Annotated in this window: 20 protein-coding genes and 2 tRNA genes; 13 read left to right on the top strand and 9 right to left on the bottom strand. The window is 61.2% G+C overall.

Annotation, left to right across the window (positions count from 1 at the left end; translation table 11 throughout):
- Positions 1 to 70 precede the first annotated feature (70 nt).
- Positions 71 to 931 (bottom strand): ferritin-like domain-containing protein, encoded by an 861-nt coding sequence (locus HDEN_RS09265; RefSeq protein ID WP_013215846.1) that lies wholly within the window; start codon positions 929 to 931, stop codon positions 71 to 73.
- 113 nt (positions 932 to 1,044) lie between these two features.
- On the opposite strand from HDEN_RS09265, the gene HDEN_RS09260 reads away from it, so the two are divergent.
- From HDEN_RS09260 to HDEN_RS09230, 7 genes are read left to right on the top strand one after another with little or no spacing between them, the layout of a single operon-like run.
- The gene (locus HDEN_RS09260; protein WP_013215845.1) at positions 1,045 to 3,315 is read left to right on the top strand and encodes a NosR/NirI family protein; all 2,271 of its coding nucleotides are present in this window, start codon (positions 1,045 to 1,047) and stop codon (positions 3,313 to 3,315) included.
- 41 nt (positions 3,316 to 3,356) lie between these two features.
- Complete coding sequence (gene nosZ, locus HDEN_RS09255) at positions 3,357 to 5,282, top strand: TAT-dependent nitrous-oxide reductase (RefSeq protein WP_013215844.1); 1,926 nt, start codon at positions 3,357 to 3,359, stop codon at positions 5,280 to 5,282.
- Positions 5,283 to 5,312: 30 nt separating this feature from the next.
- Positions 5,313 to 6,686 carry a nitrous oxide reductase family maturation protein NosD gene (locus tag HDEN_RS09250; RefSeq protein ID WP_041921622.1) on the top strand — a complete coding sequence of 458 codons (1,374 nt, stop codon included), beginning with the start codon at positions 5,313 to 5,315 and terminating at the stop codon, positions 6,684 to 6,686.
- On the top strand, positions 6,683 to 7,606 hold the full coding sequence (locus HDEN_RS09245) for an ABC transporter ATP-binding protein (protein WP_013215842.1): 924 nt from the start codon (positions 6,683 to 6,685) through the stop codon (positions 7,604 to 7,606). The genes HDEN_RS09250 and HDEN_RS09245 overlap by 4 nt, the downstream gene beginning before the upstream one ends.
- Positions 7,603 to 8,433 carry an ABC transporter permease subunit gene (locus tag HDEN_RS09240; protein ID WP_013215841.1) on the top strand — a complete coding sequence of 277 codons (831 nt, stop codon included), beginning with the start codon at positions 7,603 to 7,605 and terminating at the stop codon, positions 8,431 to 8,433. The genes HDEN_RS09245 and HDEN_RS09240 overlap by 4 nt, the downstream gene beginning before the upstream one ends.
- Positions 8,430 to 8,981 (top strand): nitrous oxide reductase accessory protein NosL, encoded by a 552-nt coding sequence (locus tag HDEN_RS09235; RefSeq protein WP_013215840.1) that lies wholly within the window; start codon positions 8,430 to 8,432, stop codon positions 8,979 to 8,981. Before HDEN_RS09240 ends, HDEN_RS09235 begins: the two co-directional genes overlap by 4 nt.
- 9 nt (positions 8,982 to 8,990) lie before the next feature.
- Positions 8,991 to 9,980, top strand: a complete 990-nt coding sequence (locus HDEN_RS09230) for an FAD:protein FMN transferase (RefSeq protein ID WP_013215839.1) — start codon at positions 8,991 to 8,993, stop codon at positions 9,978 to 9,980.
- Here HDEN_RS09230 and HDEN_RS09225 read toward each other — a convergent pair.
- The 3 genes from HDEN_RS09225 to HDEN_RS09215 all read right to left on the bottom strand — a co-directional run bounded on the left by HDEN_RS09225 (position 9,975) and on the right by HDEN_RS09215 (position 11,376).
- Positions 9,975 to 10,178, bottom strand: a complete 204-nt coding sequence (locus tag HDEN_RS09225) for a hypothetical protein (protein WP_013215838.1) — start codon at positions 10,176 to 10,178, stop codon at positions 9,975 to 9,977. The two genes, HDEN_RS09230 and HDEN_RS09225, sit on opposite strands and share 6 nt — an antisense overlap.
- Positions 10,179 to 10,425: 247 nt before the next feature.
- Entirely contained in the window at positions 10,426 to 10,965 is a 540-nt protein-coding gene (fae, locus tag HDEN_RS09220; protein ID WP_013215837.1) for a formaldehyde-activating enzyme, read from the bottom strand.
- A gap of 336 nt (positions 10,966 to 11,301) precedes the next feature.
- A tRNA-Gln gene (locus HDEN_RS09215) sits at positions 11,302 to 11,376 on the bottom strand.
- A 281-nt stretch (positions 11,377 to 11,657) separates the two neighbouring features.
- Between HDEN_RS09215 and HDEN_RS09210 the strand changes: the two genes are divergently transcribed.
- Positions 11,658 to 11,734 (top strand) — tRNA-Pro (locus HDEN_RS09210).
- Between the two features lie 140 nt (positions 11,735 to 11,874).
- On the opposite strand, the gene HDEN_RS09205 is transcribed toward HDEN_RS09210, so the two are convergent.
- The 3 genes from HDEN_RS09205 to HDEN_RS09195 all read right to left on the bottom strand — a co-directional run bounded on the left by HDEN_RS09205 (position 11,875) and on the right by HDEN_RS09195 (position 14,889).
- Entirely contained in the window at positions 11,875 to 13,170 is a 1,296-nt protein-coding gene (locus tag HDEN_RS09205; protein WP_013215836.1) for a DUF2130 domain-containing protein, read from the bottom strand.
- Positions 13,171 to 13,274: 104 nt separating this feature from the next.
- Positions 13,275 to 14,096, bottom strand: coding sequence for a cytochrome c (locus HDEN_RS09200; protein ID WP_013215835.1), 822 nt, complete (start codon positions 14,094 to 14,096; stop codon positions 13,275 to 13,277).
- Between the two features lie 13 nt (positions 14,097 to 14,109).
- On the bottom strand, positions 14,110 to 14,889 hold the full coding sequence (locus HDEN_RS09195; RefSeq protein ID WP_013215834.1) for a cobalamin-binding protein: 780 nt from the start codon (positions 14,887 to 14,889) through the stop codon (positions 14,110 to 14,112).
- A gap of 203 nt (positions 14,890 to 15,092) precedes the next feature.
- On the opposite strand from HDEN_RS09195, the gene HDEN_RS09190 reads away from it, so the two are divergent.
- On the top strand, positions 15,093 to 15,806 hold the full coding sequence (locus HDEN_RS09190) for a Crp/Fnr family transcriptional regulator (RefSeq protein WP_013215833.1): 714 nt from the start codon (positions 15,093 to 15,095) through the stop codon (positions 15,804 to 15,806).
- Positions 15,807 to 15,824: 18 nt separating this feature from the next.
- Here HDEN_RS09190 and pdxR read toward each other — a convergent pair whose 3' ends face one another.
- Positions 15,825 to 17,342 carry a MocR-like pyridoxine biosynthesis transcription factor PdxR gene (pdxR, locus tag HDEN_RS09185; protein WP_013215832.1) on the bottom strand — a complete coding sequence of 506 codons (1,518 nt, stop codon included), beginning with the start codon at positions 17,340 to 17,342 and terminating at the stop codon, positions 15,825 to 15,827.
- Between the two features lie 356 nt (positions 17,343 to 17,698).
- Between pdxR and HDEN_RS09180 the strand changes: the two genes are divergently transcribed.
- The 4 genes from HDEN_RS09180 (at position 17,699) to HDEN_RS09165 (ending at position 22,312) form a co-directional block, all read left to right on the top strand.
- Positions 17,699 to 19,522: a methanol/ethanol family PQQ-dependent dehydrogenase gene (locus tag HDEN_RS09180; RefSeq protein WP_013215831.1), complete on the top strand. Its 1,824-nt coding sequence runs from the start codon at positions 17,699 to 17,701 to the stop codon at positions 19,520 to 19,522.
- Positions 19,523 to 19,612: 90 nt separating this feature from the next.
- A complete protein-coding gene (locus HDEN_RS09175; RefSeq protein WP_245256603.1) occupies positions 19,613 to 20,323 on the top strand; it encodes an MOSC domain-containing protein in 711 nt (236 codons plus the stop codon).
- A 93-nt stretch (positions 20,324 to 20,416) separates the two neighbouring features.
- Entirely contained in the window at positions 20,417 to 21,478 is a 1,062-nt protein-coding gene (dusA, locus tag HDEN_RS09170) for a tRNA dihydrouridine(20/20a) synthase DusA (protein ID WP_150103231.1), read from the top strand.
- Positions 21,479 to 21,487: 9 nt separating this feature from the next.
- The gene (locus HDEN_RS09165) at positions 21,488 to 22,312 is read left to right on the top strand and encodes a sulfite exporter TauE/SafE family protein (protein ID WP_013215828.1); all 825 of its coding nucleotides are present in this window, start codon (positions 21,488 to 21,490) and stop codon (positions 22,310 to 22,312) included.
- A gap of 99 nt (positions 22,313 to 22,411) precedes the next feature.
- On the opposite strand, the gene HDEN_RS09160 is transcribed toward HDEN_RS09165, so the two are convergent.
- Entirely contained in the window at positions 22,412 to 23,917 is a 1,506-nt protein-coding gene (locus HDEN_RS09160) for a phosphomannomutase/phosphoglucomutase (protein WP_013215827.1), read from the bottom strand.
- Between the last annotated feature and the right edge of the window lie 39 nt (positions 23,918 to 23,956).

The raw sequence follows: 23,956 nt of genomic DNA, 5'->3' as shown, positions 1-23,956 counted from the left end.
CCTTCGCATCCCAGGGACTAATCCCCGTGATGACGCACTGGCTCGAGCGTCCCCGCGAAGGCTGGCAAGCTCAGGCCGACATTTTCGATCGCATCGCCGCCAATCGATCGATGGCGGTTGTCGCGAGATCTTGAGCGGCAATGAGCACCCGCTCATTTCGCGAGATCTCCGCCAGATGCAGATAGGCCTCGGCGAGATATTCGCAGAGCGCGACCGGGTCTTCCCTGCGCTCTGCCGGCAGCGCGACGATCGAGAGCCGTTGATGCGTGACGGTTTCAAGCGCGTCGAGCTTTTCGGCCGCTTCGCGTGATGTCGCAGCATATCGTCGAAGAAACGCATTGTCTGTCGTCTGGCCGTCATGTTGCTCGATGAGAAGAGCGAGGCGGCGTTCGGTGGCCGCGAGCGCGCCGAGGGTTACGGCCTCTGCTTTCGCAGCGCGCCGATTCGAATGAAAGGCGAGACGCCGCTCCTGGCGCAGGACCGAGACATGATCCAGTTGCTCGCGCGCCATACGCTCCGCAGCTTCCTTGACCTCTCCGTCCGCCTGCGCTGCAACATAAGTCCAAAACGTAAATGAACGCTCTTCATATCGCACTGCGATGGCTAGCGCGCGATAGGGTGTCATCAGGCTGGACTGCGCGATTTCTTCCGGCGACACGTCGAATGCATCCGGTATCGGCCAGGGTGCAACCGTTGCAACGGCCGCGCCTTTATGCTCGGCCGCCCATTCGGCAACACGGTCGACATGATCTCGCTCAAACTTCGCGAGTAGCTCGAAGATATACGCCAACGGCAACGAATTCTGCTTTCGCAGTGCGTTGGCCGTTTCCGTGTAATGCCGAACGGCATCGGCTTCCATCGCGCGTGCCAGCGCGAAGAATTCTCCCATCGAACGGAGTTGGCCAGCCGGCTCTGATTTCAGGGTCGACATTATGTCCTCATGCAAGCATGTTACTCTGAGCGCTGAACAATCCACGATGTTTGCGTCAGATCAAATCGGTCCCCGATATTTCCTACTATCCGGAGAACATTAGGAGGGTCTTTGTGATCGTAAAACTGACACGTTGGCTTTGCGTGACAATAATCGCATGCGGTCTCCTTTCGTGGATATCACCGGCGATCGCACAGTCGAAGCTGATGGAGTTTGCGGGTCACGCTGCGCCGCAAGATTTCTTTCCGAAGGCGACCCGTTTTGGGACGCCTCAAGGCGAACCGCCGATTCTTCCAGTGTATGCGGACGAAACGCTCGCCGGTTATGTTTACCTCACGACCGACTTCACCGGCGCAGTCGGCTATTCGGGCAAGCCGATCCGCATTCTCGTCGGTATTGATCCGCAGGGCGTGCTGACCGGCTTCAAGCTGGTTGAGCACAAAGAGCCGATCGTGCTCGTCGGCGTGCCGGAAGCGCGCGTCGTCGGCGCCTTGAATAAGCTCATCGGCGCCCATATCGGGCCGATCGCTTCGGGCGGCCAGCAGCCGCCGCAGCCGGATATCGTCAGCGGTGCGACCGTAACCATCCTGGTGATGGCTGACAGTGTCGTGCGCTCCGCCGTTAAACTCGTGAAAAGCGGACGTCTTTCGCCGGGCGATGCCTCATCCGCCGGTCCGGCAGCAGCAGCGGTTGCAACGGAAACGAAGTCGCTCGATCTCGCCCAGAATGAAACCCGCGACTGGCAGAGCCTGCTTGGCGACGGCTCCGTGCGGCGGCTGACGCTTTCCGTTTCCGAGATCAACAGCGCTTTCGAAAAGTCCGATAATAAAGACGCGGCGGCGTATCCCGAGGACGGAAAACCCGAAGACACTTTCATCGATTTGTATGCAGCGCTCGTCACGCCTCCGGTGATAGGAAAAAGTCTCCTCGGCGATTCCGTGTACGAGCGGCTGCAGAAACGCCTGAAGCCCGGCCAACAGGCGATGTTGGTCGCAGGTAACGGCATCTATTCCTTCAAGGGTTCGGGCTACGTTCGCGGCGGTATCTTCGATCGCATTGAACTCGAGCAGGCCGGTGCCGGGGTTCGATTCCGCGATCGCAATCATGAGAGGCTTGGCGATCTCGCGGCGCAAGGCGCACCCATGCTGCGCGAAATCGGGCTGTTCACTGTACCAACCGACTTCGCCTTCGATCCGACGGAGCCGTGGGACCTCCGGCTTCTGGTGCAGCGCGCGACGGGGACGCGCGAGAAAGCGTTCCTGACGTTCGATCTCCCGTACACGCTTCCCGACCGCTACGTCCGTCGCGAAAAAATTGCTCCGCCTGCAGCAAAACCGGCGGCCGTCAGTCAAGCCGGGGTCGCGGCGCCCGCTTCGCAAGCGGCATCGTCCGAAGTGGCGAGCGGAGACGAGCCGCTGTGGAAACAGATGTGGGAGCGGGAGACCGGCTCCATCGCGATCACGCTGGTCGCGCTCGCGATACTCACCGGCATCTTCTTTTTCCAGAACGCGCTCGTCAGACGGCCAGTCTTCTATACTTGGCTTCGGCGCGGCTTTCTCGCCTTCACGCTTGTCTGGCTCGGCTGGTACGCCAACGCGCAGCTCTCCGTCGTCAATGTTCTGACATTCACGAACGCGCTCGTGACCGGCTTCAGCTGGGAATACTTCCTGATGGCGCCGCTGATCTTCATTCTCTGGTCGGCGGTGGCGATTTCGCTGCTGTTCTGGGGACGCGGCCCGTTCTGCGGCTGGCTGTGCCCGTTCGGCGCACTTCAAGAGCTGATGAACTCCGCCGCCAAGGCCGTCGGCATTCCGCAGTTGCGCGTCGCGTGGAATTTGCACGAGCGTTTGTGGCCGATCAAATACGTGATCTTCCTCGTCCTCTTCGGTGTGTCGCTCTACTCGATCGCAGCGGCCGAACATCTTGCCGAGGTCGAACCCTTCAAGACCGCGATCATTCTGAAGTTCATGCGTGAGTGGCCGTTCGTGCTCTTTGCGGTCGCGCTGCTGTCTGCGGGTTTGTTCGTCGAGCGGTTCTTCTGCCGCTACCTGTGCCCGCTCGGTGCCGCGCTCGCGATCCCCGGACGCTTGCGCATGTTCGAGTGGCTGCGCCGCTGGCCTGAATGCGGTTCGCCGTGCCAGCGCTGCGCCAACGAATGCCCCGTTCAGTCCATCCATCCGGAGGGACACATCAATGTCAACGAGTGCATCTATTGCATGCACTGTCAGGAGCTCTACTACGACGACCACCGATGCCCGCACATGATCCAGGTGCGGCTGAAGCGCGAGCGGAGCGCGGCTCTCGCATCGCCTTCGACTCAAAATCCTCCGACGAAGCCGGTGCGGCCACTCATCAGCTATGTCGGAAAAATCGTGAAATCGTAGCCCGGCGATAAACACGCCATTTTTGACGTGAGGAGATTCTTATGACCAGCAAGAAAGAGACGAAGGGCCTGACACGGCGCGACATGCTTGGCCAGACAAGTGTGATTGCCGCTGCAGGTGTAACCGGAATCGCAGGCGGAATAGGCGCTTCCGAACTCGTGAGCCGGGCGAACGCTCAGGCCGCCGGCGGCGCGGCGCACGGCAACATCAATGTCGCGCCGGGAGATCTTGACGAATACTACGTGTTCTTCTCCAGCGGACAGTGCGGAGAGCTCCGCATCGTCGGCCTTCCTTCGATGCGTGAACTGATGCGCGTACCGGTGTTCAATCGCTGCAGCGCGACAGGTTGGGGACAAACCAACGAAAGCCTCAAGGTTCTGACCGAACATCTCACGCCGGAATCGCGTGAATTTTTGAAGAATCGCGGCGGCACGTACATGAACGGCGATCTTCACCATCCGCATATCTCGTTCACCGACGGCACCTACGACGGCCGCTACGCCTTCATGAACGACAAAGCCAACACCCGCGTCGCGCGCGTCCGCCTGGACGTGATGAAGTGCGATAAGATCATTCAGCTGCCGAACCAGCACACGGTGCATGGCCTCCGCGTGCAGAAATATCCGCGCACGGGCTATGTTTTCTGCAACGGCGAAGATGGCGTGCCGCTTCCCAACGACGGCAAGGTTCTCAACAGCCCGAAAGACTACTACTCGATCTTCACCGCCGTCGATGGCGACACGATGAAGGTGGCGTGGCAGGTCATCGTCGACGGCAACCTCGACAACGTCGACGCCGACTATCAGGGCAAGTACGCGTTCTCGACCTGCTACAATTCCGAGGGCGGCGTCACGCTCGCCGAAATGACCGCCAAGGAGCAGGACTGGCTGACCGTCTTCAACATCAAGCGCATCGAAGAAGCGGTGAAGAAGGGCGACTTCAAGGAAATGGGCGGCGTGCCGGTCATCGACGGCCGCAAAGGTTCGCCCTACACGCGCTACATTCCGGTCTCCAACGGTCCGCACGGCATCAACACCGCGCCGGACGGCATTCACATCATCGCCAACGGCAAGCTGTCGCCGACATGCACGGTGTTCGACGTGCGGAAGTTCGACGATCTGTTCGACGACAAGATCAAGCCGCGCGATACCGTCGTCGCCGAGCCTGAACTCGGACTTGGACCGCTACACACCGCTTATGACGGCAAAGGCAATTGCTACACGACGCTGTTCATCGACAGCCAGATCTGCAAGTGGAACCTGGATCTCGCAAAGCGCGCCTACGCGGGTGAAAAGGTCAATCCGATCATCCAGAAGCTCGATGTGCAGTATCAGCCCGGCCACAATCACACTTCCATGGGTCAAACCAAGGAAGCCGATGGCAAATGGCTGATCTCGCTGAACAAGTTTTCGAAGGATCGCTTCCTGAACGTCGGTCCGCTGAAACCAGAAAACGATCAGCTCATCGACATCTCGGGCGACAAGATGGCCATCGTACACGACGGCCCGAGCTTTGCCGAACCGCACGACGCGACCATCGTTCATCGCTCCAAGATCAATCCAGTGTCGATCTGGAATCGCGCCGACCCGATGTTCGAAGACGCGGTCAAGCAAGCGAAGGCCGATGGCGTCGATCTGGAGAACGACTCGAAGGTGATCCGTGACGGCAAGAAGGTTCGCGTCTACATGACGTCGACCGCTCCGACGTTCGGTTTGACCGATTTCCAGGTCAAGCAGGGCGACGAGGTCACCGTCTATGTCACGAACATCGACGCTGTCGAAGACCTGACGCACGGCTTTACGATCGTCAACTATGGCGTCGCGATGGAAGTCGCGCCGCAGGCGACCGCATCCGTGACCTTCACCGCCGATCTCGCTGGCGTTCACTGGTACTATTGCCAGTGGTTCTGCCACGCGATGCACATGGAAATGAAGGGCCGTATGCTCGTCGAGCCTCACGGCGCTTAAGCAAGGAACGACGTGAGACCGATCCTACGTATGCTGACGGCAGTGCTTGTCGTGGCGGGATTTTCCCGCCACGCCGGCGCCGCGCAGATCGACGCTACGCCTGGGCAAGCGCTGCAGGCCGTGGTGGAGCATGCGCAGGACGGTGACGTCATCGAGCTTGCTCCAGGAGATTATCGCGGCCGGCTTCGGATCGAGCGACCTGTCTCGCTCGTCGCAAAATCCGGGGCGACCGTGATCGGTGATGGCGAGGGGAGCGTCATCACCGTTAATGCGCCCGACGTGACGATCAAAGGCCTGACGATCAAGGGCTCAGGCCGCGATCTTCAAGGCATGGACTCCGCGGTGTTCCTCGCCCAGACTGCCGAGCGCGCGCTGGTCGAAGGAAATCGCATCGAAGGCAATCTGTTCGGCGTCTACGTGCACGGCGCGACGGACTCGCAGGTTCGCGACAACGTCATCGAAGGGCTGCGCGATATCCGCATCTCCGACGCCGGCAACGGCGTCTCGCTCTGGAATTCGCCCGGCGCGAAGATCGTCAATAACGACATCCGCTACGGACGCGATGGCATCCTCGCCAACACCAGCCGCGACAACGTCTTCAGCAAAAATCGTTTTCGCGATCTGCGCTTCGCCATCCATTACATGTATACGAACAATAGCGAGGTGAGCGACAACGTCTCGATCGGCAACACCGTCGGGCTCGCGATCATGTTCTCGCATCACTTGCGCATTCATGGAAATGTCTCCGACGGCGACCGCGATCACGGCTTGCTGCTCAACTTCGCCAATAATTCCGAGATTTCCGGAAACTTCGTGCGCGGCCGGCTGCAGCCGCAGGAGCGTTGGCTGAGCTCGGGGCTCGCCGGCAAAGCTGCGAGCGAGGACGGGATGCTCCCCGTTGGCGATCACGCGCCGTCTCTCGCGCACGGCGCTCGCATCGGACCGGAAAAATGCGTATTCATCTACAACGCCAACAAGAATCGATTTGTCGACAACCGCTTCGAGGGCTGCGAGATCGGAATACATTTCACAGCCGGGTCCGAAGGCAATGAGATGGTCGGCAACGCCTTCATCGGCAACCGCAACCAAGTCAAATACGTCGGCACACGCTACCTTGACTGGTCGAAAAACGGCCGCGGAAACTTCTGGAGCGACAATCCCGCCTTCGATCTCAATGGCGACGGCATCGCCGACGCCGCTTACCGTCCGAACGACATCATCGACAAGGTGTTGTGGACGGCGCCCGAGGCCAAGGTTCTCGTCAACAGTCCGGCGGTGCAAATCATTCGCTGGGCGCAGGCGCGCTTCCCCGCAATTCTTCCCGGTGGCGTCGTTGACACGCATCCGCTGATGGCGCCCACGCCGCTGCCCGCGCAAAACTATGGCGAGGGAGCGCGGCCATGACAGCCATCGTCGAACTCGAGCACATTGAAAAGCGCTACGGCGCGATCGCGGCGGTGAATGATGTCTCCTTCGCGCTGCAGCCGGGCGAGTCGGTTGCTCTGATCGGCCACAACGGCGCCGGCAAGACGACGCTTTTCAAGATGATGCTCGGGCTTTCACGTCCGACGTCGGGCGACATCCGCGTGCTCGGTGATCACCCCGCCGCCGGAGAGTTCGCGGCACGCAAGCGGCTCGGCTATCTACCCGAGAGCGTTTCATTCAACGGCGCGCTGACGGGCCGCGAAGTGCTGTCGTTTTACGCCCGCCTCAAGGACGCATCGACTGATAAAATCGACAGCCTTCTCGAGCGCGTCGGTCTCACGGCCGCCGCGGACCGGCCAATCCGAACGTATTCGAAAGGCATGCGCCAGCGGCTCGGCTTGATCCAGGCGCTGTTCGGCGATCCGTTGCTGCTTCTCCTCGACGAGCCGACGACCGGCCTCGATCCGGCGCTGCGGCTCGAATTCTACGAGATCGTGCAAGAGCTGCAGCAGCAGGGCGCAACGATCGTGCTCTCGTCGCATGCACTGACCGAGCTCGAGGAACGCGCCAGCCGCATCATCATTCTCAATCGCGGACGGATGGTCGCCAACGGCTCGATCGACGAGCTGCGAAAGCTCGCAGGGCTGCCGATCAAAATTCGCGTCACCGTCGCCTCCGGAAAGGCGGAAAAACTTTCGGCGCTCGTCGGACCGGTTCCGAACTGGCGCGAGATCAACGGCCATCTCGTCGAATTCGACGCGGCGCCAGGCGCCAAGATCGAACTCATCCGCCGAGCGACCGATGCGGCAGGACCCGCACAGGATGTTGCGATCCTGCAGCCGACACTCGACGATCTCTACGCGCACTTCCTGCGCCGTCACGGCGAGGCCGCAGCATGACCAACATTTTGCTCATCGCCTGGAAGGAAATTCAGGAGTGCCTGCGCAATCGCTGGGTCGTCGCGATGACCTTGCTGCTCGCGGCGCTCGCGCTGTCGCTGACGTTCCTTGGCAGCGCGCCGACGGGTACCGTCGGAACCTCCGCGCTCGATGTCGTGATCGTCAGCTTGTCGAGCCTGACGATCTTCGTCATACCGCTCGTCGCGCTCTTGATTTCGCACGATGCGATCGTCGGCGAGATGGAGCGCGGCACGATGCTGCTGCTGCTGAGCTATCCGGTCAGCCGCCTTCAGGTTCTGCTCGGAAAGTTCTTAGGCCACCTCGCCGTCCTGACGTTCGCGACCGCATTCGGCTATGGCGCTGCCGCCATCGCGCTGATGGTCTCTGGCGCCGAGATCGGAGGCGGAAGCTGGGCCGCTTTCGCGGGCATGATCCTGACATCGATCTTGCTCGGCGCCGTTTTCATCGCCATCGGCTATCTGATCAGCGCACTCGTGCGCGAGCGGGCGACCGCTGCCGGAATCTCGATCGGCGTCTGGCTGCTGCTGGTGGTTCTATTCGACATGGCCATGCTCGGTGCTCTGGTGGTCGACCAGGGCCGCACGATTTCCTCCGCGGCCGTGAGCGGCATGCTGCTGTTCAATCCGACTGACGTGTATCGCCTGTTCAATCTGGCGGGAGCGGAGAACGTCAGCGTGCTAACGAACATGTCCGGCATCGCCGATCAGGCGAGTCTCAGTCCGGCCGTGCTGCTCGCCACACTTGTGATCTGGGTCTTGGTGCCGCTGACGCTCGCTGGGCTGACCTTCTCGCGGAGGGAGCTATGACGCGGGCTTGGCTCCTCATCGGCGTGATGCTCTCGTTTGCGCTCGCAACGGCGGGCTGCCGGGAAAAGGCGAGCGAAGCGCCGCCACCGCCGCAGCATCTGACCGCCGATGCGACGGGACATTACTGCGGCATGGCTCTCGCCGAACATCCTGGTCCCAAAGGCCAGATCATTCTTGCCAGCCGAACCGATCCGGTGTGGTTCTCGTCGGCCCGCGACGCCTTCGCGTTCACGATCCTCGCGGAAGAGTCCAAGGACGTGCGCGCAATCTACGTCTCCGACATGGGCAAAGCGCAGACCTGGGACAAGCCGGGCGACGACAACTGGGTCGACGCACGTCAGGCATTTTTTGTCGTCGACAGCCGCAAACAAAGTGGAATGGGCGCGCCGGAAACGGTGCCGTTTTCGGATCGCGCCGCAGCCGACAAGTTTGCCGAAAGCAACGGCGGCCGCGTCTTATCGTTTTCCGAAGTTCCGCACGATTACGTGCTGACGTCGGATATCGGAACAGACGCCACTCGATCAACTGAAGCCATCGGTTCGCCCTAGGAGCGCGATATGACGAGCTATCCTACACGGCGAAAATTCGTCACCATCACGGCTGCGGCCGCAGGCATGGGCCTCCTGCCGTTCGCGCGATCGCATGCCGAAGACCAAGCTGCCCTGCTCGAATGGCAGGGCGTTTCGCTCGGCAGCGTCGCAACGATCCGGATCTATCATCCCGATCGCGAAGCAGGGCGCAAACTGATCGATCGCGTGGTTGCTGAAGCGCGCCGCCTGGAGATGATTTTCACGCTCTACGACAAAGATTCCGTTCTTTGCGATCTCAATCGCCGTGGCGTGCTCGTCGCGCCGCCGCCGGAACTCGTTGACGTGCTGCAGCAGTGCGACCGTGCCTGGAAGGTGACGGGCGGCGTCTTCGATCCGAGCGTGCAGCCGCTCTGGACCTGCTACTACAAGCACTTCGCGGAAGCTGGAGAAACCACGCCGCCGCCGGCCGAAAAGCTTGCGCAGTCGCTGCATCTCGTCGGCTGGCGACAAGTGAAATTCAGCCGCGATCAGATCGTTTTCGACAAGCCCGGCATGGGCTTGACGCTCAACGGCATCGCGCAGGGATATATCACCGATCGCGTCGTCGATTTGCTGCGCGAAGCGGGCCTTGAAAGCTGCCTCGTCGACATGGGCGAAATACGCGCGCTTGGCACGCATGCGGACGGCAAACCCTGGAGTGCGGCTCTGCAAGGACCCGTCGATACTGCAAAGACGCCGGCCGCGATCGACCTCGTCAACAAGGCGGTCGCGACATCGGCCGCCAGCGGATTTCAGTTCGATAAGTCCGGGCAGTCGAACCACATCTTCAATCCGGTCACTGGCCGCTGCGCCGATCCTGCGCGGGCCCTGTCCGTCGTCAGCGACACCGCGGCGTCGGCCGATGCGCTATCGACGGCGTGCGCGCTCATGGAAGACAAGCAGATTGTCGAATTGCTGCGGCGGGCAGACGGAACGCGCGCCTTCGTCTCGACCGCTGCTGGAACGGTGGAACTATAGCGGTTCGCGGGATTTGGCTTTGCTCCGCCAACGATCGGTCAGCGTTTCCCAGAACGCCCCGATAGCGACGAGCGCCACGATCAGGAACAGGCCGATCACCATCTGGATGACGCCGAAGTTCGGGGCGTCGCGCGCAACGAAGACGGCCGCGATAAGCGCCGAGATGAACATGATCGGGCGAACGAGCAAGTTGAGCACGACGGCCTCCAGATCTGCAATTGATCCGGAGATTCTAGTTGTCCCTCTCAATCCCGCATTTGATTGACATCAAGAGTTTGGATGTCGCTGCAATTCGAAGGGGCGGTCGGAAGCCGACGGTTAACTGCGGTCGCAACACGAGCGGGCAGCAATATCGCTGATACTGAAAAAGTTGGGCGGCACGCTTCCCAGGAAGCGCACCGCCCAATGTCGCTCATAAGAGCCGTTGCTCATAAGAAATGAGGTGTCAGTTCTCGACCACGCCCTCGAGAGCGTAATGCTTGATCGATTTGCGGTTCTTGATCAGCTCATCGATGCTGGGTTCACCCTTCAGCGCCCGTGCGATGGCCAATTTCATCGCCTCGTAGTTGGTCCGGTAGAGATCTTTCTTGTCGAGTTCGGCATGACCGGCGCAACGCGGATCGAGCCACACCGTCACGACGATGCAAAGATCATCGACGGCGTTTTTCGGGATGACGCCTTCGGAAACGCTGTCCACGACGGCATCAGCGATGGCGCCCTGCACCACGCCGCCGAACAATTCGATGTATTCCGCGGATGTGATGGTCACCTTGGACGTCATCATCGTGGCGGGGCGTGCGAGCTGGTTGAGGTCGCGGATCGCAAAGAAACGGGTATGTCCGGCGGATTGGCCCATCATGCTTGCGAAGGCGTGGCCAACCGGGCCATTCACCGAGCCGATCAGCACTTCCGGCATCGCATCGGTGTATTGGCCTTCGGCGGCGAGGACGGTCGCTTCGCCGGCTTTGAAGATAATGTTCGTCATGGGTTCTCCGAAGAATGGTGCGTGTCGTGATAGTCCGTACAGATGGATGACCCATCGAGCCATCCATGCGGATCGGATGGAGCAACGGGACTTGAATATCAAGCCTGCAAAATCGCGAGGCTTGTCCAAGGTCAATAGAGGAGAGTTTTCTTGAGCGGTTCGGCGCGGGGCGATTTTGCTTCGCGCGATGAAGACGCCACGCATCGAGCGCGTATCTCGTCGGAGCGACGAGAATTCTTTGCGTCGTTAGGAACGAACAAGGCGCGAGATCAGAACCGAAACCGGGCTATCGAGTGGAAATGATCTCGCAACGATATGCGAATACGGCTGCAAAATTGGCTGGGATGCCAGGATTCGAACCTGGGAATGGCGGAATCAAAATCCGCTGCCTTACCACTTGGCTACATCCCATCATGCCGTTTGGAAAACCGGCGCGAGAGCCCCGGCGGAGCGGCACCATAATCAGTCGTCGCAGGGGCGGCAATGGTGCGTGGCAAAGCGCCACCAGCCGCCTGTGGAAGGGTTCGAAGACTCAAAAGCTGCGCCGTCCGGACGCGGCATTTGGACTTGTCACACCAATCACATCAAGCGCTTGCAGGCCACCCTCCAGATCGCTATAACGCCCCTCTCTTAGGCGCCTTACTATCTCGCGCGCCTCAGAGAAAAAGCCTAAACTCAGGCTGACGGTCGGGCGGAGCGTAGCGCAGCCTGGTAGCGCACTTGCTTCGGGAGCAAGGGGTCGGAGGTTCGAATCCTCTCGCTCCGACCAGTCTTTTCAAAGAGTTAGCTATTCGCGCTCTTCCGAATTCCCCCGGTATTTCCCGGGATATGGCGTTTCCCCGATACAAGGCTGTCCCTGCAATTGCCCGTGAAACCTCGCACCTGACGGCACCGCATTACGCGGCGCGCTCACAGCTCATTCGGGTCGTTGGATGAGATCGCGGCGTCCGGGCCGTCCAGCAATTCCAGATCGAGCCCGTCGATTTCTTGCAGGCTACGTCCGGCGATGCCCTGCAGGTCGCCGTACATGCCGACAGTCGATTCAACGACGCCCCTGATCTGAGCCTCGCGCTTTGCCCAGAGCCGCGTCATCGCCTTGCGCTCGCGATCGAGGTCGGCCTGCATGTCGGAAATCTTTTCGATGATCGCCTCGACGCGCTGGCGAAAGCGCGGGCCGGTCAGATATTGATAGACAAGCTCGACCTTCGTTTTCTGGCCTTCGCCGGAATCGCGCGCCATCGCGAGTTCGATCAGCGACTGGCGGAGCACCACGGCGACGGCAAGCGCGCATCGCGTCTCGGCCACCCAGACGCCGTCGATCAGGTCGAATGCGACGACGCCTTTCGGAAGCGCGCTGGTGACGAGCAGGGAGATCTCGGCTTTTGCCGAACGCTGATCCTCGCGCAGCTTTGCAAGCCAGGCATCGCTGAAGTTCTTGGTCCGCTTCAGCTCCCAGAGAATCGTGCCGCAAACCTGGTTTTGCGACCCGACGACGCGATGCAGAACATCGCCGCCAAATTCGCCTTTCGGCACCGGCTCGATGGCGTCGCGCGGAAAACGTGAACGAAGCATCGCTTCAAGCTCAAGCTCCAGAACTTCACCCTGCAATTGCTGCGAGCCTTGCTCGGCGCGGCGCTTCAGATCCTCGATCTGTTTGCGCATGCCGTCCATCTGCTGATCTTTTTCGGCCATGCGCAGCTTCAGGCCTTCTTCGGCATCGAGCTTCGCCTTGTCGCGAACGGCGGCCAGCGAGGCCTGCACTTTTTTCTCGACCGTCAGATCGAGTTCGCGCCGCGCGTCGTCCAGATCCCGTTGCTTGCGAAGCAGCTCGGCTTGCGATTTCTGCGCTTCCTCGAGCTTGACGTTACGTTCTTTCAGAATGTCCTGAAGCTCGCTGATCTCTTTCGCTTTGCGATCGAGATCTCCTGCGGTGCGCAGCTTCGCCTTCTGCGCTTCCTCGGCGGCGATCGCCTCCCGTTCGGTTTGCAGGCGCGTCCGGATCTGTTCCTCGATCGACGCCTTCTGACGTTCGATCTCCGCCTGGCGATCGCGAAGCGTGGCCTCGCGTGCACCCATCGCCTGTTCCCTGTCGGCGATGATTTTCTCGTATCGCTGGCGTGTCGCGGCGATCAGCGGGCCCGCGAGAGATTCGTTGAGCTTGATCTCGGTGCTGCAGTTCGGACAGGTAATGGTCGGATCGCTCATTCTTTTTCCCTCACGCAAGCTCGCGGATCGTTATTGCTGCGATTCGCAAGGCAAAATAACGCAACCCCACGTTTGGCCCATAACCCGCCGGGAAGCTCCGGCGGTCAGCGCTTCGCCGAATATGCCAGGAACGCGATCAACGCGTCGATTTCGGCGTCCGGGATTTTTTCAGGCCCGAAGCCCAGCATTTGCTGTTCCGGCCACGTGCGCACGGATTTCGGGTCGCGGATCAACGCGTGAAGGCCGGTGGCGGTCATATATGTCGTGACATTCATCGGCTTGCCGAGGTCCGGGCCGGTCGCGCTTTCTCCCGCGCCGTTGAGGCGATGACAGGGAATGCAATTCTTGATGAACGATGCTTGCCCAAGACGCTCTTTCGCGTCGCCCGCAAGTGAGGAGTCGACCGCGAGCTGCGGCCAGCGGCGAACGGGATCGTCGACGCCGGTCAGTCTGGCAAGCGCATACGGCCATTGCTCGCTGCCAACGCTCGAGCGTTCCGGATTCTCCCAAACGAGGTAAAACGGCCCGGCGCTCGCTTGCTTGCCCGGCAGGTTCGGCCAGGGCGCCTTCGCCTCTTCGATCGCGATCCATGCGACGGAGCCGCCCGACGCACCCTGCATGATCAGCGAAACTGGTATCTGAGACACGAAGCCGTCCTTGGCTCGCGCTTCGATCGTCGTGAAGCCGAGCTTACCGACGTCGCCGATCAGAGCGATGAGCGGCACCGCGCGATACGTCATGGCGCGGCGATAGGAGACGTCGGCCGGGATCGTGATCGTCTGCGCGTCGGGCCTGATGAGCAGCTCGTGTGCACTGAGGCTCAGCACGCCCTTGCCGAACGAGAGCGAGAGAATGTTTTCCTTCGCGGCGAGCGGCGCGATGTTCAGCACCGTGATGACGATAAGCGCCAGAAATCTGATCAGCATGAGGACTCGCGATTCAAGCAAGGGCATTGCGGATGGCATTGAGCCCGTCGGTCAGCGCCGCCGGGCCAGGCTGGAGAATAAGCGGAGATTTGATCTCGTGAATGCGGTTATTGGCGACGGCCGGCATGTCGCGCCAGCCCTGACGATCGGAAATCTTCTCGGGCCGGACTTTCTTTCCGCACCACGACGCCAGAATGACGTCCGGCGCGCGCGCGAGCACGTCGTCGGCCGAAACGATGCGATCCTTGGCCGCCGCCGCCGATCGCTTTTCCGCGAAGATGTCGTCGCCGCCCGCAACCTCGATCAATTCCGAGACCCAGCAGATTCCGGAAATCATCGGATCGTCCCACTCCTCGAAATAGACGCGCGGCCGCGGCGTTCGCGAGCGCGTTTCCGAAGCGACGGCGCGCACGCGGTCTTCGAGCGAGCGCGCCAGATCGTTCGCCTTGTCCGGACAGCCGATGAGCGCGCCGACTGTGCGGATCATGGCGAAGATGCCGGCGAGGTCGCGCTGGTTGAAGACATGGACGGCGAGACCGGCGCGAGCGAGGTCGCCCGCGATACCGGCCTGGATGTCGGAAAACGCCAGCACGAGGTCGGGTTCGAGCGCGGCGATCTTCGGGATGTCGGCTGACGTGAAGGCCGAGATGCGCGGTTTTTCATGCCGCACGCGGGGCGGGCGGACGGCGTATCCCGACACCCCTACGATGCGCTCGTCCTCGCCGAGGAGATAGAGCGTTTCGACGGTCTCTTCGGTGAGGCAGACGAGCCTGCGGGCAGGGAATTCGCGCATGCCCCTTGTGTAGCAGATGTGATGATGTTGCAGTAGCTCGGGTGGCGGCTGGCCGGTCGGTTGCGACGCAAGGAAAGCTAGGTACTTTGGGCGGGCTCTTCGCCGCACGGCCAAGCCCCTTGGTCGCACAGCGCCGAAACATTAAATGCGGTACGAGAGATATTGGTTTTTGCATTTTCATTTAAGTTTGGGACGAGAGCGACGTGACGCACCCGCAACCCATCCGCTGCGACGCATGCACGGTCCGTCACCGGGCTGTTTGTGGCGCGCTGGGCCCCAGAGAGGTCGAGCGGCTGAACGCGATCGCGCGTCACCGGACGATTTCGTCGGGGCAGGCGATCGTCGGCGACCAGGACCGCGTCGTGTCTTTTGCCAGCATCGTGTCCGGCGTCGTCAAGCTGACGAAAACCCTGTCGGACGGACGCCAGCAGATCGTTGGCCTGCAGTTCGCTTCCGATTTCCTCGGACGCCCGTTCCGCGACCGGAGCGTGTACGAGGCGACCGCCGTCAGCGACGTACACCTTTGTATCTACGACCGGCGCCAGTTCGAGCAGCTGGTGCGCGAGTTCCCGGGTTTCGAGCGCCGGCTTTTTGAGAATACGCTGGATGAACTCGACGCCGCGCGCGAGTGGATGCTTTTGCTCGGCCGGAAAAGCGCCGAGGAAAAGGTCGCCAGTTTCATCCTCATGGTTTCGAAGAAGCTGGAGAGCATCAACGGCCATGGGGGCGAGGGGCGGCCGGCAAAATTCGAGCTACCGATCACGCGCACCGAGATTGCCGATTTTCTCGGGCTGACGATCGAGACCGTCAGCAGGCAGGTGTCTCGCCTCAAGAGCGAAAAAATCATCGCGCTCGAAGGATTGCGCACGGTCGCCGTGCTCGACCTCGCACGCCTCGAAAAGGCGAGCAGCGGCTGACGCGAGAGCGGGACGAATTCAGGCACGGCACACCGATGACTCATGCGCATCCTCGGCCCGCGTCTTATTCTGCACGGCGTCTGCGAGACGCTCGATGCCAGTCGCGATCTGTTTTTCCGACAACGACGAATATCCGAATATGAGATAGCGTTCGACATCCGGACGCGTCGGAGCAATCACCGCCGAACGCGGTGACAGGTCGTAAACGCCGACGCCGCAATTGAGCGCGCGCGTGATGATTTCCGGCGCGGCGGGCAAATGATCGGGCGTGCGCCAGACCATATGCATTCCGGCTTCCGCTCCGATCGTCGTTCCGTCACCGAATGCGCTGCCCAACGCTTGCAGCAGCGCGTCGCGTTTGCCGAGATAATGCTGACGAATCTTGCGGAGATGCCGCGCGTAGCCGCCGGTGTTCATGAAGTCCGCGAGAACAGCCTGCTCCAGCCACGGCTGACCATTGTTCGTCAGGGCCTTGTAGCGGCGCGCAGCGGGCATCAACTCCGGCGGCACGACGACATAGCCGAGACGAAGCCCGGCTCCGAGGCATTTCGAAAACGTGCCGACATAGAAAACGCGATTGGCGCTATCGAGCGCTTTCAACGCGGCCAGCGGCGAGCCGACATACCGGAAGTCGCTGTCGTAGTCGTCTTCGACGATGTACGAGTCCGTTTTGACCGCCCAAGCCAGCAACTCGAGCCTGCGATCCAGCGGCAGCGTGCAGCCCATCGGATATTGGTGTGAAGGCGTCACATAGGCGACAGCGTTGGTGACGTCGGGAAGCTGCGCAACTTCGAGGCCTTTTTCGTCCACCTCGATGTGATGCAGGTTGGCGCCGAAGGACTCGAACAGATACGAGGCGCCCGCATATCCCGGCGATTCCACGATCGCATGCGTTCCCGGTGACATCAGCATGCGGCACACGAGATTGAGCGCTTCCTGGCAGCCGCCGGTGATGATGATCTGCTCCGGCTCGGCGATGATGCCGCGTGCGGGGCGAAGATGATCCGCAATGGCTTGCCGAAGCTCGGGGACGCCCGTCGGATCTCTGTATTCGGTCAGCGCCGAACCAGCGCTCAGCAATCGCTTGTTCGTCAGACGCGTCCACGTTCTTAGGGGAAACGAGCGTGGGTCCGGACGGCCGACCCAGAAATCGATCGCAATCCGATGCGCAAGCTCGTTGACGAGCGTGTGCGACCGGATTTTTGGAAGCCGCGACCGATCATGCGCGGGCGTGCCGGTTGGCTTCTTGTGTTCAAGGTCCGTCTGCAGCGCGTGGAGAGCCTGTTCCGGGATTTCGCGGGAAACGAACGTGCCCACCGACCTCGCGGTTTCGATGTAGCCCTCATCGGCAAGCCGCGCGAGAGCCAGCGTGATCGTGATCCGCGAGACCTGGAGTTGCTGGCAAAGATGCCGGCTGCCCGGCAGGCGCTGGCCTGAGCGAAGCTGACCAGCGAGAATCATTCCCCGGATTTGCTCAAAAACCTGAGTCTGCAGATTGAGTGACGACTCTCGATCGACTTCAAGCGGAAGCTGCACATCGTCCTCCGATGGACCTACGAAAAAAGCGCCGATCTTCGGAAGTCTATAGCCACCCGGCTGAAGCGCATAGGTCCATGACCGGCTTGATGCATAGGGCCGGTCATGACGACCGGCGGGTGCCGAGCAAAAAATTGAAAAAGTGCAATCGGCGGCAGCCGATCTCCCGCTGGACTTAGCAAAATGTCCCGATGCGGAGCTACTGAGCCGATCAACTTTACGTCAGCATCGAGTTACCACGCACGCGGCCAATTTTAACGGAGCTTCCGAAAATGCTCCGGAGACGCGGCCTCGAGAATGGTGAGAACCTCGCAGCAAAGAGGTTCGAATAACAATGGCAATTGGAGGAAGTGGTAATGCGCAAACTCATGTTTGCGGCGAGTGTCGCGGCAGCGGCACTAGCCTCGCCAGCGTTGGCGAACGACGACGTGGTCAAGAACCAGGCCAACCCGAACTTCTGGGCCTCGCAATCGGGTGACTACGCCGCGACGCGCTATTCGACGCTCGATCAGATCAACACATCGAACGTTGCCGATCTCAAAGTCGCGTGGACGTTCTCGACGGGCGTGCTTCGCGGACACGAAGGATCTCCCCTCGTGATCGGCGACGTCATGTATCTTCACACGCCATTCCCGAACATCGTGTTCGCTCTGAACCTTGCGGACGAGCAGAAGATCATCTGGAAATACGAACCGAAGCAGGACCCCTCGGTCATTCCGGTGATGTGCTGTGATACCGTCAACCGCGGCCTCGCGTATGCCGACGGCAAGATCATCCTGCAGCAGGCCGATACCAACGTCGTGGCGCTTGACGCCAAGACCGGCAAGGAACTTTGGAAAGTCGCCAACGGCGATCCGAAACGCGGCGAAACGGCGACCAACACCGTTCTGATCGTTCGCGACAAGGTCATCACGGCAATCTCGGGCGCCGAGTTCGGCGTGCGCGGTTATGTGACGGCTTACGATCTGAACACCGGCAAGCTCGCCTGGCGCGCTTACAACATCGGACCGGACAATGAAATCCTGTTCGATCCCAATAAAACAACATCGCTCGGCAAGCCGGTCGGCAAGGACTCGTCGCTGAAGACTTGGAACGGCGATCAGTGGAAGATCGGTGGCGGTACCCTCTGGGGCGGCTGGTCCTACGATCCGGAAGCCGATCTCTTCTATTATGGTTCGGCCAACCCTTCGACGTGGAACCCTTCGCAGCGCGCTGGGCCCGATGGCAAGCCGATCGACCAGAAATGGACGATGGCGATCATCGCTCGCAATCCCGATACCGGTGTCGCGAGCTGGGCGTATCAGATGACGCCGTTCGACGAGTGGGACTATGACGGCGTCAACGAGAACATCCTCGTTGATCTCGACATCAAGGGGCAAAAAACCCCGGCGCTTGTCCACTTCGATCGCAACGGCTTCGCCTACACGCTCAATCGCAAGAACGGCGAGCTTCTGGTCGCCGAGAAGTTCGATCCGGTCGTGAACTGGGCAACCGGCATCGACATGGATAAGGCGAGCCCGAACTATGGCCGTCCGATCCGCGTCGCCAAGTATTCGACCTTCCGCGACGGCAAGGGCGCCGACTTCAACACCAAGGGCATTTGCCCTGCGGCTCTCGGTTCAAAAGACATGCAGCCGGCTTCCTTCTCGAAGCTGACCGGCTTGTTCTATGTGCCGACGAACCACGTCTGCATGGACTATGAGCCGTTCAAGGTGTCCTACACCTCGGGCCAGCCCTACGTCGGTGCCACGCTTTCGATGTTCCCGGCTCCCGACAGCCACGGCGGCATGGGTAACTTCATCGCCTGGGACGCGTCGCAAGGTAAGATCGTCTGGTCGAAGCCCGAGCAGTTCTCGGTCTGGTCTGGCGCTCTGACGACCGCTGGCGGCGTCGTGTTCTACGGCACGCTCGAAGGCTACTTCAAAGCCGTCGACCAGAAGGATGGCAAGGAACTGTTCAAGTTCAAAACGCCGTCGGGCATCATCAGCAACGCGATGACGTACACCCACGGTGGTAAGCAGTACGTCGGCGTGATGTCGGGCGTCGGCGGCTGGGCCGGTATCGGTCTCGCGGCAGGCTTGACGAACCCGAACGATGGTCTGGGTGCTGTCGGTGGCTACGCTGGCCTGAAGCAGTACACCAACCTTGGCGGCACGCTCACGGTCTTCTCGCTGCCCTAGCGCTTCCTCCAATAGTGAAGGTCTGCGAGAACTTTGGCCGGCACGGTTCCACGCACCGTGCCGGTTTTTATTGCTATAAGTTCAGCGACAATGACCTTGAATCACAGACGTCCGACCATCTCTCAAATGAACACGGGCGAGATCGTTGCGATCGGGCCCCAGCGGGCGCCGACCGGAATTTTCAAGCGCGCGACGGCAGGGCCGTGGCATGTCGCGAGCGACGGACTGCTCGGCGATCATCAGGGCGACCGCAAAAATCACGGCGGACCCGAGAAGGCGATCCATCAGTATCCGGCCGACAGCTATGCCGTATGGCGCAGCGAATACCCGAGCTTGATACCGGTTCTGGAACAGGGCGCTGCTTTCGGCGAAAATCTATGCCTGCCGCTGATGACCGAGGAAACCGTCTGCGTCGGCGATATCTATCGGATCGGAGAGGTGCTGCTGCAGATCAGCCAGGGCCGGCAGCCGTGCTGGAAGCTCAACCTGAAATTCGATCGGCCGGACATGGCGTGGCTGGTACAGAAAACCGGACGCACGGGCTGGTACTATCGCGTTCTAAAGAGCGGCCGGATCGAACCGGGTTCGACGGTCGACCTCGTCGAGCGGCCGCATCCACACTGGACGATCGCGCGGCTCAACGCCGTCATCGCCTCCCGCAGTCTTGCGCGTGAGGAACTGAGCGAGATGGCTGCGCTATCCGTTCTCGCGGAGTCCTGGCGCAACCTCGCTCGCCGGCGCTTGGAATCGCGCGAGGTTGAAAGCTGGTCCAAACGGCTCGGACAGAACACGGAAACCTAGTCCGAGAGAAGCGCAATACGCTCCGTTCACCCTTGCGACCGACGTGCACTCGCCAAAGGCCCAGCATTGGCTTATCGAATGCCCGCATAAGACATGCGCGGCACGGCTCGGTCCGTGCTTAGGCGAAACGAAAGCAAAGCGAAATCAGTGACCCACCCGGCGCATAGATTCAGTATCGCCCCGATGATGGATTGGACGGACCGGCACTGCCGCGTCTTTCACCGTCAACTGACGACGCGCGCGCTTCTCTATACGGAAATGGTGACCGCCGACGCCGTCATTCATGGCGACCGGGCACGTCTGCTCGGATATTCCGAAGTCGAGCATCCGATCGCACTCCAGCTCGGCGGCTCCGATCCGGCGAAGCTCGCCGAAGCCGCGCGTATCGGCGCCGAGCTTGGCTACGATGAAATCAATCTCAACGTCGGTTGCCCCTCGGATCGCGTGCAGGAAGGCCGCTTCGGCGCTTGCTTGATGTCCGAGCCCGAACTCGTGGCGGCATGCGTCGCCGCGATGCGCGCGCATCAACCTGTGCCGGTCACCGTCAAATGCCGGATCGGCATCGACGATCAGGACGCGGAAGAAGATCTGCGCCGCTTCATCGATGTCGTCGCCGATGCCGGATGTACCCGTTTCGTCGTGCATGCGCGCAAGGCGTGGCTGAAAGGCCTGTCGCCGAAAGAGAACCGCGAGGTTCCTCCGCTCGATTACGAACGCGTCTATCGTCTGAAGGCCGCGCGTCCCGACCTCGAAATCGTCATCAATGGCGGCATCGAAACGATCGAAGAGGCTCGCGCGCATCTCGATCACGTCGACGGCGTCATGCTCGGGCGCGCCGCCTATCAGAATCCCGCGATCCTCGCCGATGTCGATCGTCTGATCTTTGACGCCGATACGGAAAGTCCGACGCGCGCAGCCGCTCTCGAAGCGATGCTGCCTTATATCGAGCAGCACTTGAAGCGCGGCGGCCGCCTTTCGAACGTCACGCGCCACGTTCTCGGTCTTTATCACGGACAGCCGCGCGGCAAGACGTTCCGGCGCCATTTGAGTGAAGGCGCGACGTCGGCGGACGCGACCGCCGATGTGCTGCGCGAGGCGATTGCGATCGTCGAACGCCGCGCCGACGAGGCAAGAGACAGTTCGCGGGCAGCATAGGAACTCCCAATGCCAGCCGTCGTCTCGGGAGACAATCTGGCGGTCCTGCTTCTGTTGCTCGCAGCCGCTGGTCTGCTAGGCGGATTCCTTTCCGGTTTGCTCGGCATCGGCGGCGGCGGCGTGCTCGTGCCGGTTCTCTACGAAGTCTACGGCGCGATCGGCGTGCCGGAAGACGTCCGCATGCATGTGACGCTCGGGACGACGCTCGCCGTCATCGCGCCGACCGTGCTGCGATCGTTCGCAGCGTTTCGCGCGCGCGGAACCGTCGACATCGACATCGTGCGGCGCATGGGGCCTTGGATTTTCGTCGGTGTCACGGCGGGCATTTTGATTGCCGATCATGCCAGCAGTGTCGCTTTGCGCTGGGTCTGGGTCGTTTTCGGAACCGCACTCGCGATCAAGATGGCGCTCGGCCGCGACGACTGGCGGATCGCCAATACGTTGCCCCGCCCGCCGTGGCTCGAAGGCGCTGCCTTCGGTATCGGAACGATCTCGACGCTGATGGGCATCGGAGGCGCAAGCTTTACGGTGCCGCTGCTAACGCTATTCGGCAGGCCAATTCTGCAAGCCGTCGCGACGGCGACGGGCCTTGGCCCGATCATCGCGATCCCGGGCCTTATCGGCTACGTGATCTCAGGCTGGGGCGTGGCGGGCCTTCCGCCGCTCTCGCTCGGTTACGTCAACGCCGGAGCGCTGTTGATCGCGCCACTCGGCGTCTTGGCTGCGCCGTATGGAGTGAGGATGGCGCACAGCATTCCGAAACGTGCGCTCGAACTGGCGTTCGCCACCTTCCTCGCCTGCGTCGCGCTGCGCTTTTTAATGACGCTTATTTAGTTGGCGCCGGCGGGCCTGCTCCGCGAAGCGGAGTCGCCAGCGCCGATCCAGAGCCCGCGCCGGCGGCCGGCTCGCGGAACGCGAGTCGCCGGCGCCAACTCAGACAGCAATCTTCTGATTGTATTCACCGACCTCCGGGAAGCGCGACAGCTGCTGGTCGATGTCCTTGAAGATCGCCTTCATGTTGGCTTCCGACGTCGGGCTTTCGACGACGACGACAAGCTCGGGCTTGTTCGACGAGGCGCGGACAAGGCCCCAGGTGCCATCTTCCAGCATCACGCGCACGCCGTTGACGGTGATCAGATCGCGAATGGCCTGACCCGCGATGTGGCCGCCGCTGTCCTTCTGGCGCTTGTAGTGCTCGGTGATGCGCTCGACGACGTCGTATTTCTTTTCATCGTCGCAATGCGGCGACATCGTCGGCGAACTCCACGTCTTCGGCAGCGCGTCGCGAAGATCGGCAATCGACTTGTCCGGGTTGCGGTCGAGCATATCGCAGACGGCAAGCGCCGCGATGAGTCCGTCGTCGTAGCCGCGTCCAAGCGGCGTGTTGAAGAAGAAGTGGCCGGACTTCTCGAAACCGACCAGCGTCTTGTTCTCGAAGTTGAAGCGCTTGATGTAGCTGTGGCCGGTTTTCCAATACGTCGTGGTCGCGCCGTTCGCGATGAGGACGGGATCGGTCGTGAACAAGCCCGTCGATTTCACGTCGACGACGAACTTCGCGTTGCGATGGAGCGAAGAGATATCGCGGGCCAGCATGACGCCGACCTTGTCCGCGAAAATCTCATGCCCATCGTTCGCGACGACACCGCAGCGATCGCCGTCGCCATCGAAGGCCAGCCCGACGTCGGCGTTGGTTTCGCGAACCTTGGCCGCAACCGCGTGCAGCATCTTCATGTCTTCGGGGTTCGGATTGTGGTTCGGGAAGGAATGATCGAGGTCCGTGTTCAGCGGAACGACCTCGCAGCCGACCGCCGACAGAACTTCTGCCGCGAACGCACCCGCCGTTCCGTTGCCGCACGCCGCCACGACTTTGAGACGACGCTTCAGCTTCGGGCGGTTCGTCAGCGATTTGACATAGCGTTCAGCCATGTCGTGCACGAAGATATAACGGCCGCCGGTGCGCGTTTCATAGTCGCCGTTGAGGACGATTGATTTCAGCTCCGACATGTCGTCGGGGCCGAACGTCAACGGTCGCGACAGACCCATCTTGATGCCCGTCCAGCCGTTGTCGTTATGGCTGGCGGTGACCATCGCCACGCCTTCGACGTCGAGTTCGAACTGCGCGAAGTACGCCATCGGCGACAGCGCGAGACCGATGTCGTGGACTTCGCAGCCGCCTGCCAGAAGTCCGGTCATCAGCGCCTGCTTCACCGCGCCCGAATACCAGCGGTAGTCATGCCCGACGACGATACGACGGGGAACGCCGCGCCGCGTGAACAGCGTCGCCATGCCGAGCCCGACGGCATTGAGACCCATCAGATTGATTTCTTCGGGGAACAGCCAGCGCGCGTCATATTCGCGAAAGCCGGTCGGCTTGACGAGCGGCAGTCGTTCGAAATCGGCCGTGTTGGGTTTGAGGTCGGCGCGTGGCTTCGGCAGCATGCAATCTGATCCTTAAACGGCGTTCCGTGGCCGCGACCG

The organism is Hyphomicrobium denitrificans ATCC 51888, assembly GCF_000143145.1.
In the GTDB taxonomy this organism is placed as follows: Bacteria; Pseudomonadota; Alphaproteobacteria; order Rhizobiales; family Hyphomicrobiaceae; genus Hyphomicrobium_B; species Hyphomicrobium_B denitrificans.
The sequence above is the reverse complement of the archived record's forward strand: the minus strand, read 5'-3'. Positions and strand labels throughout refer to the sequence as shown.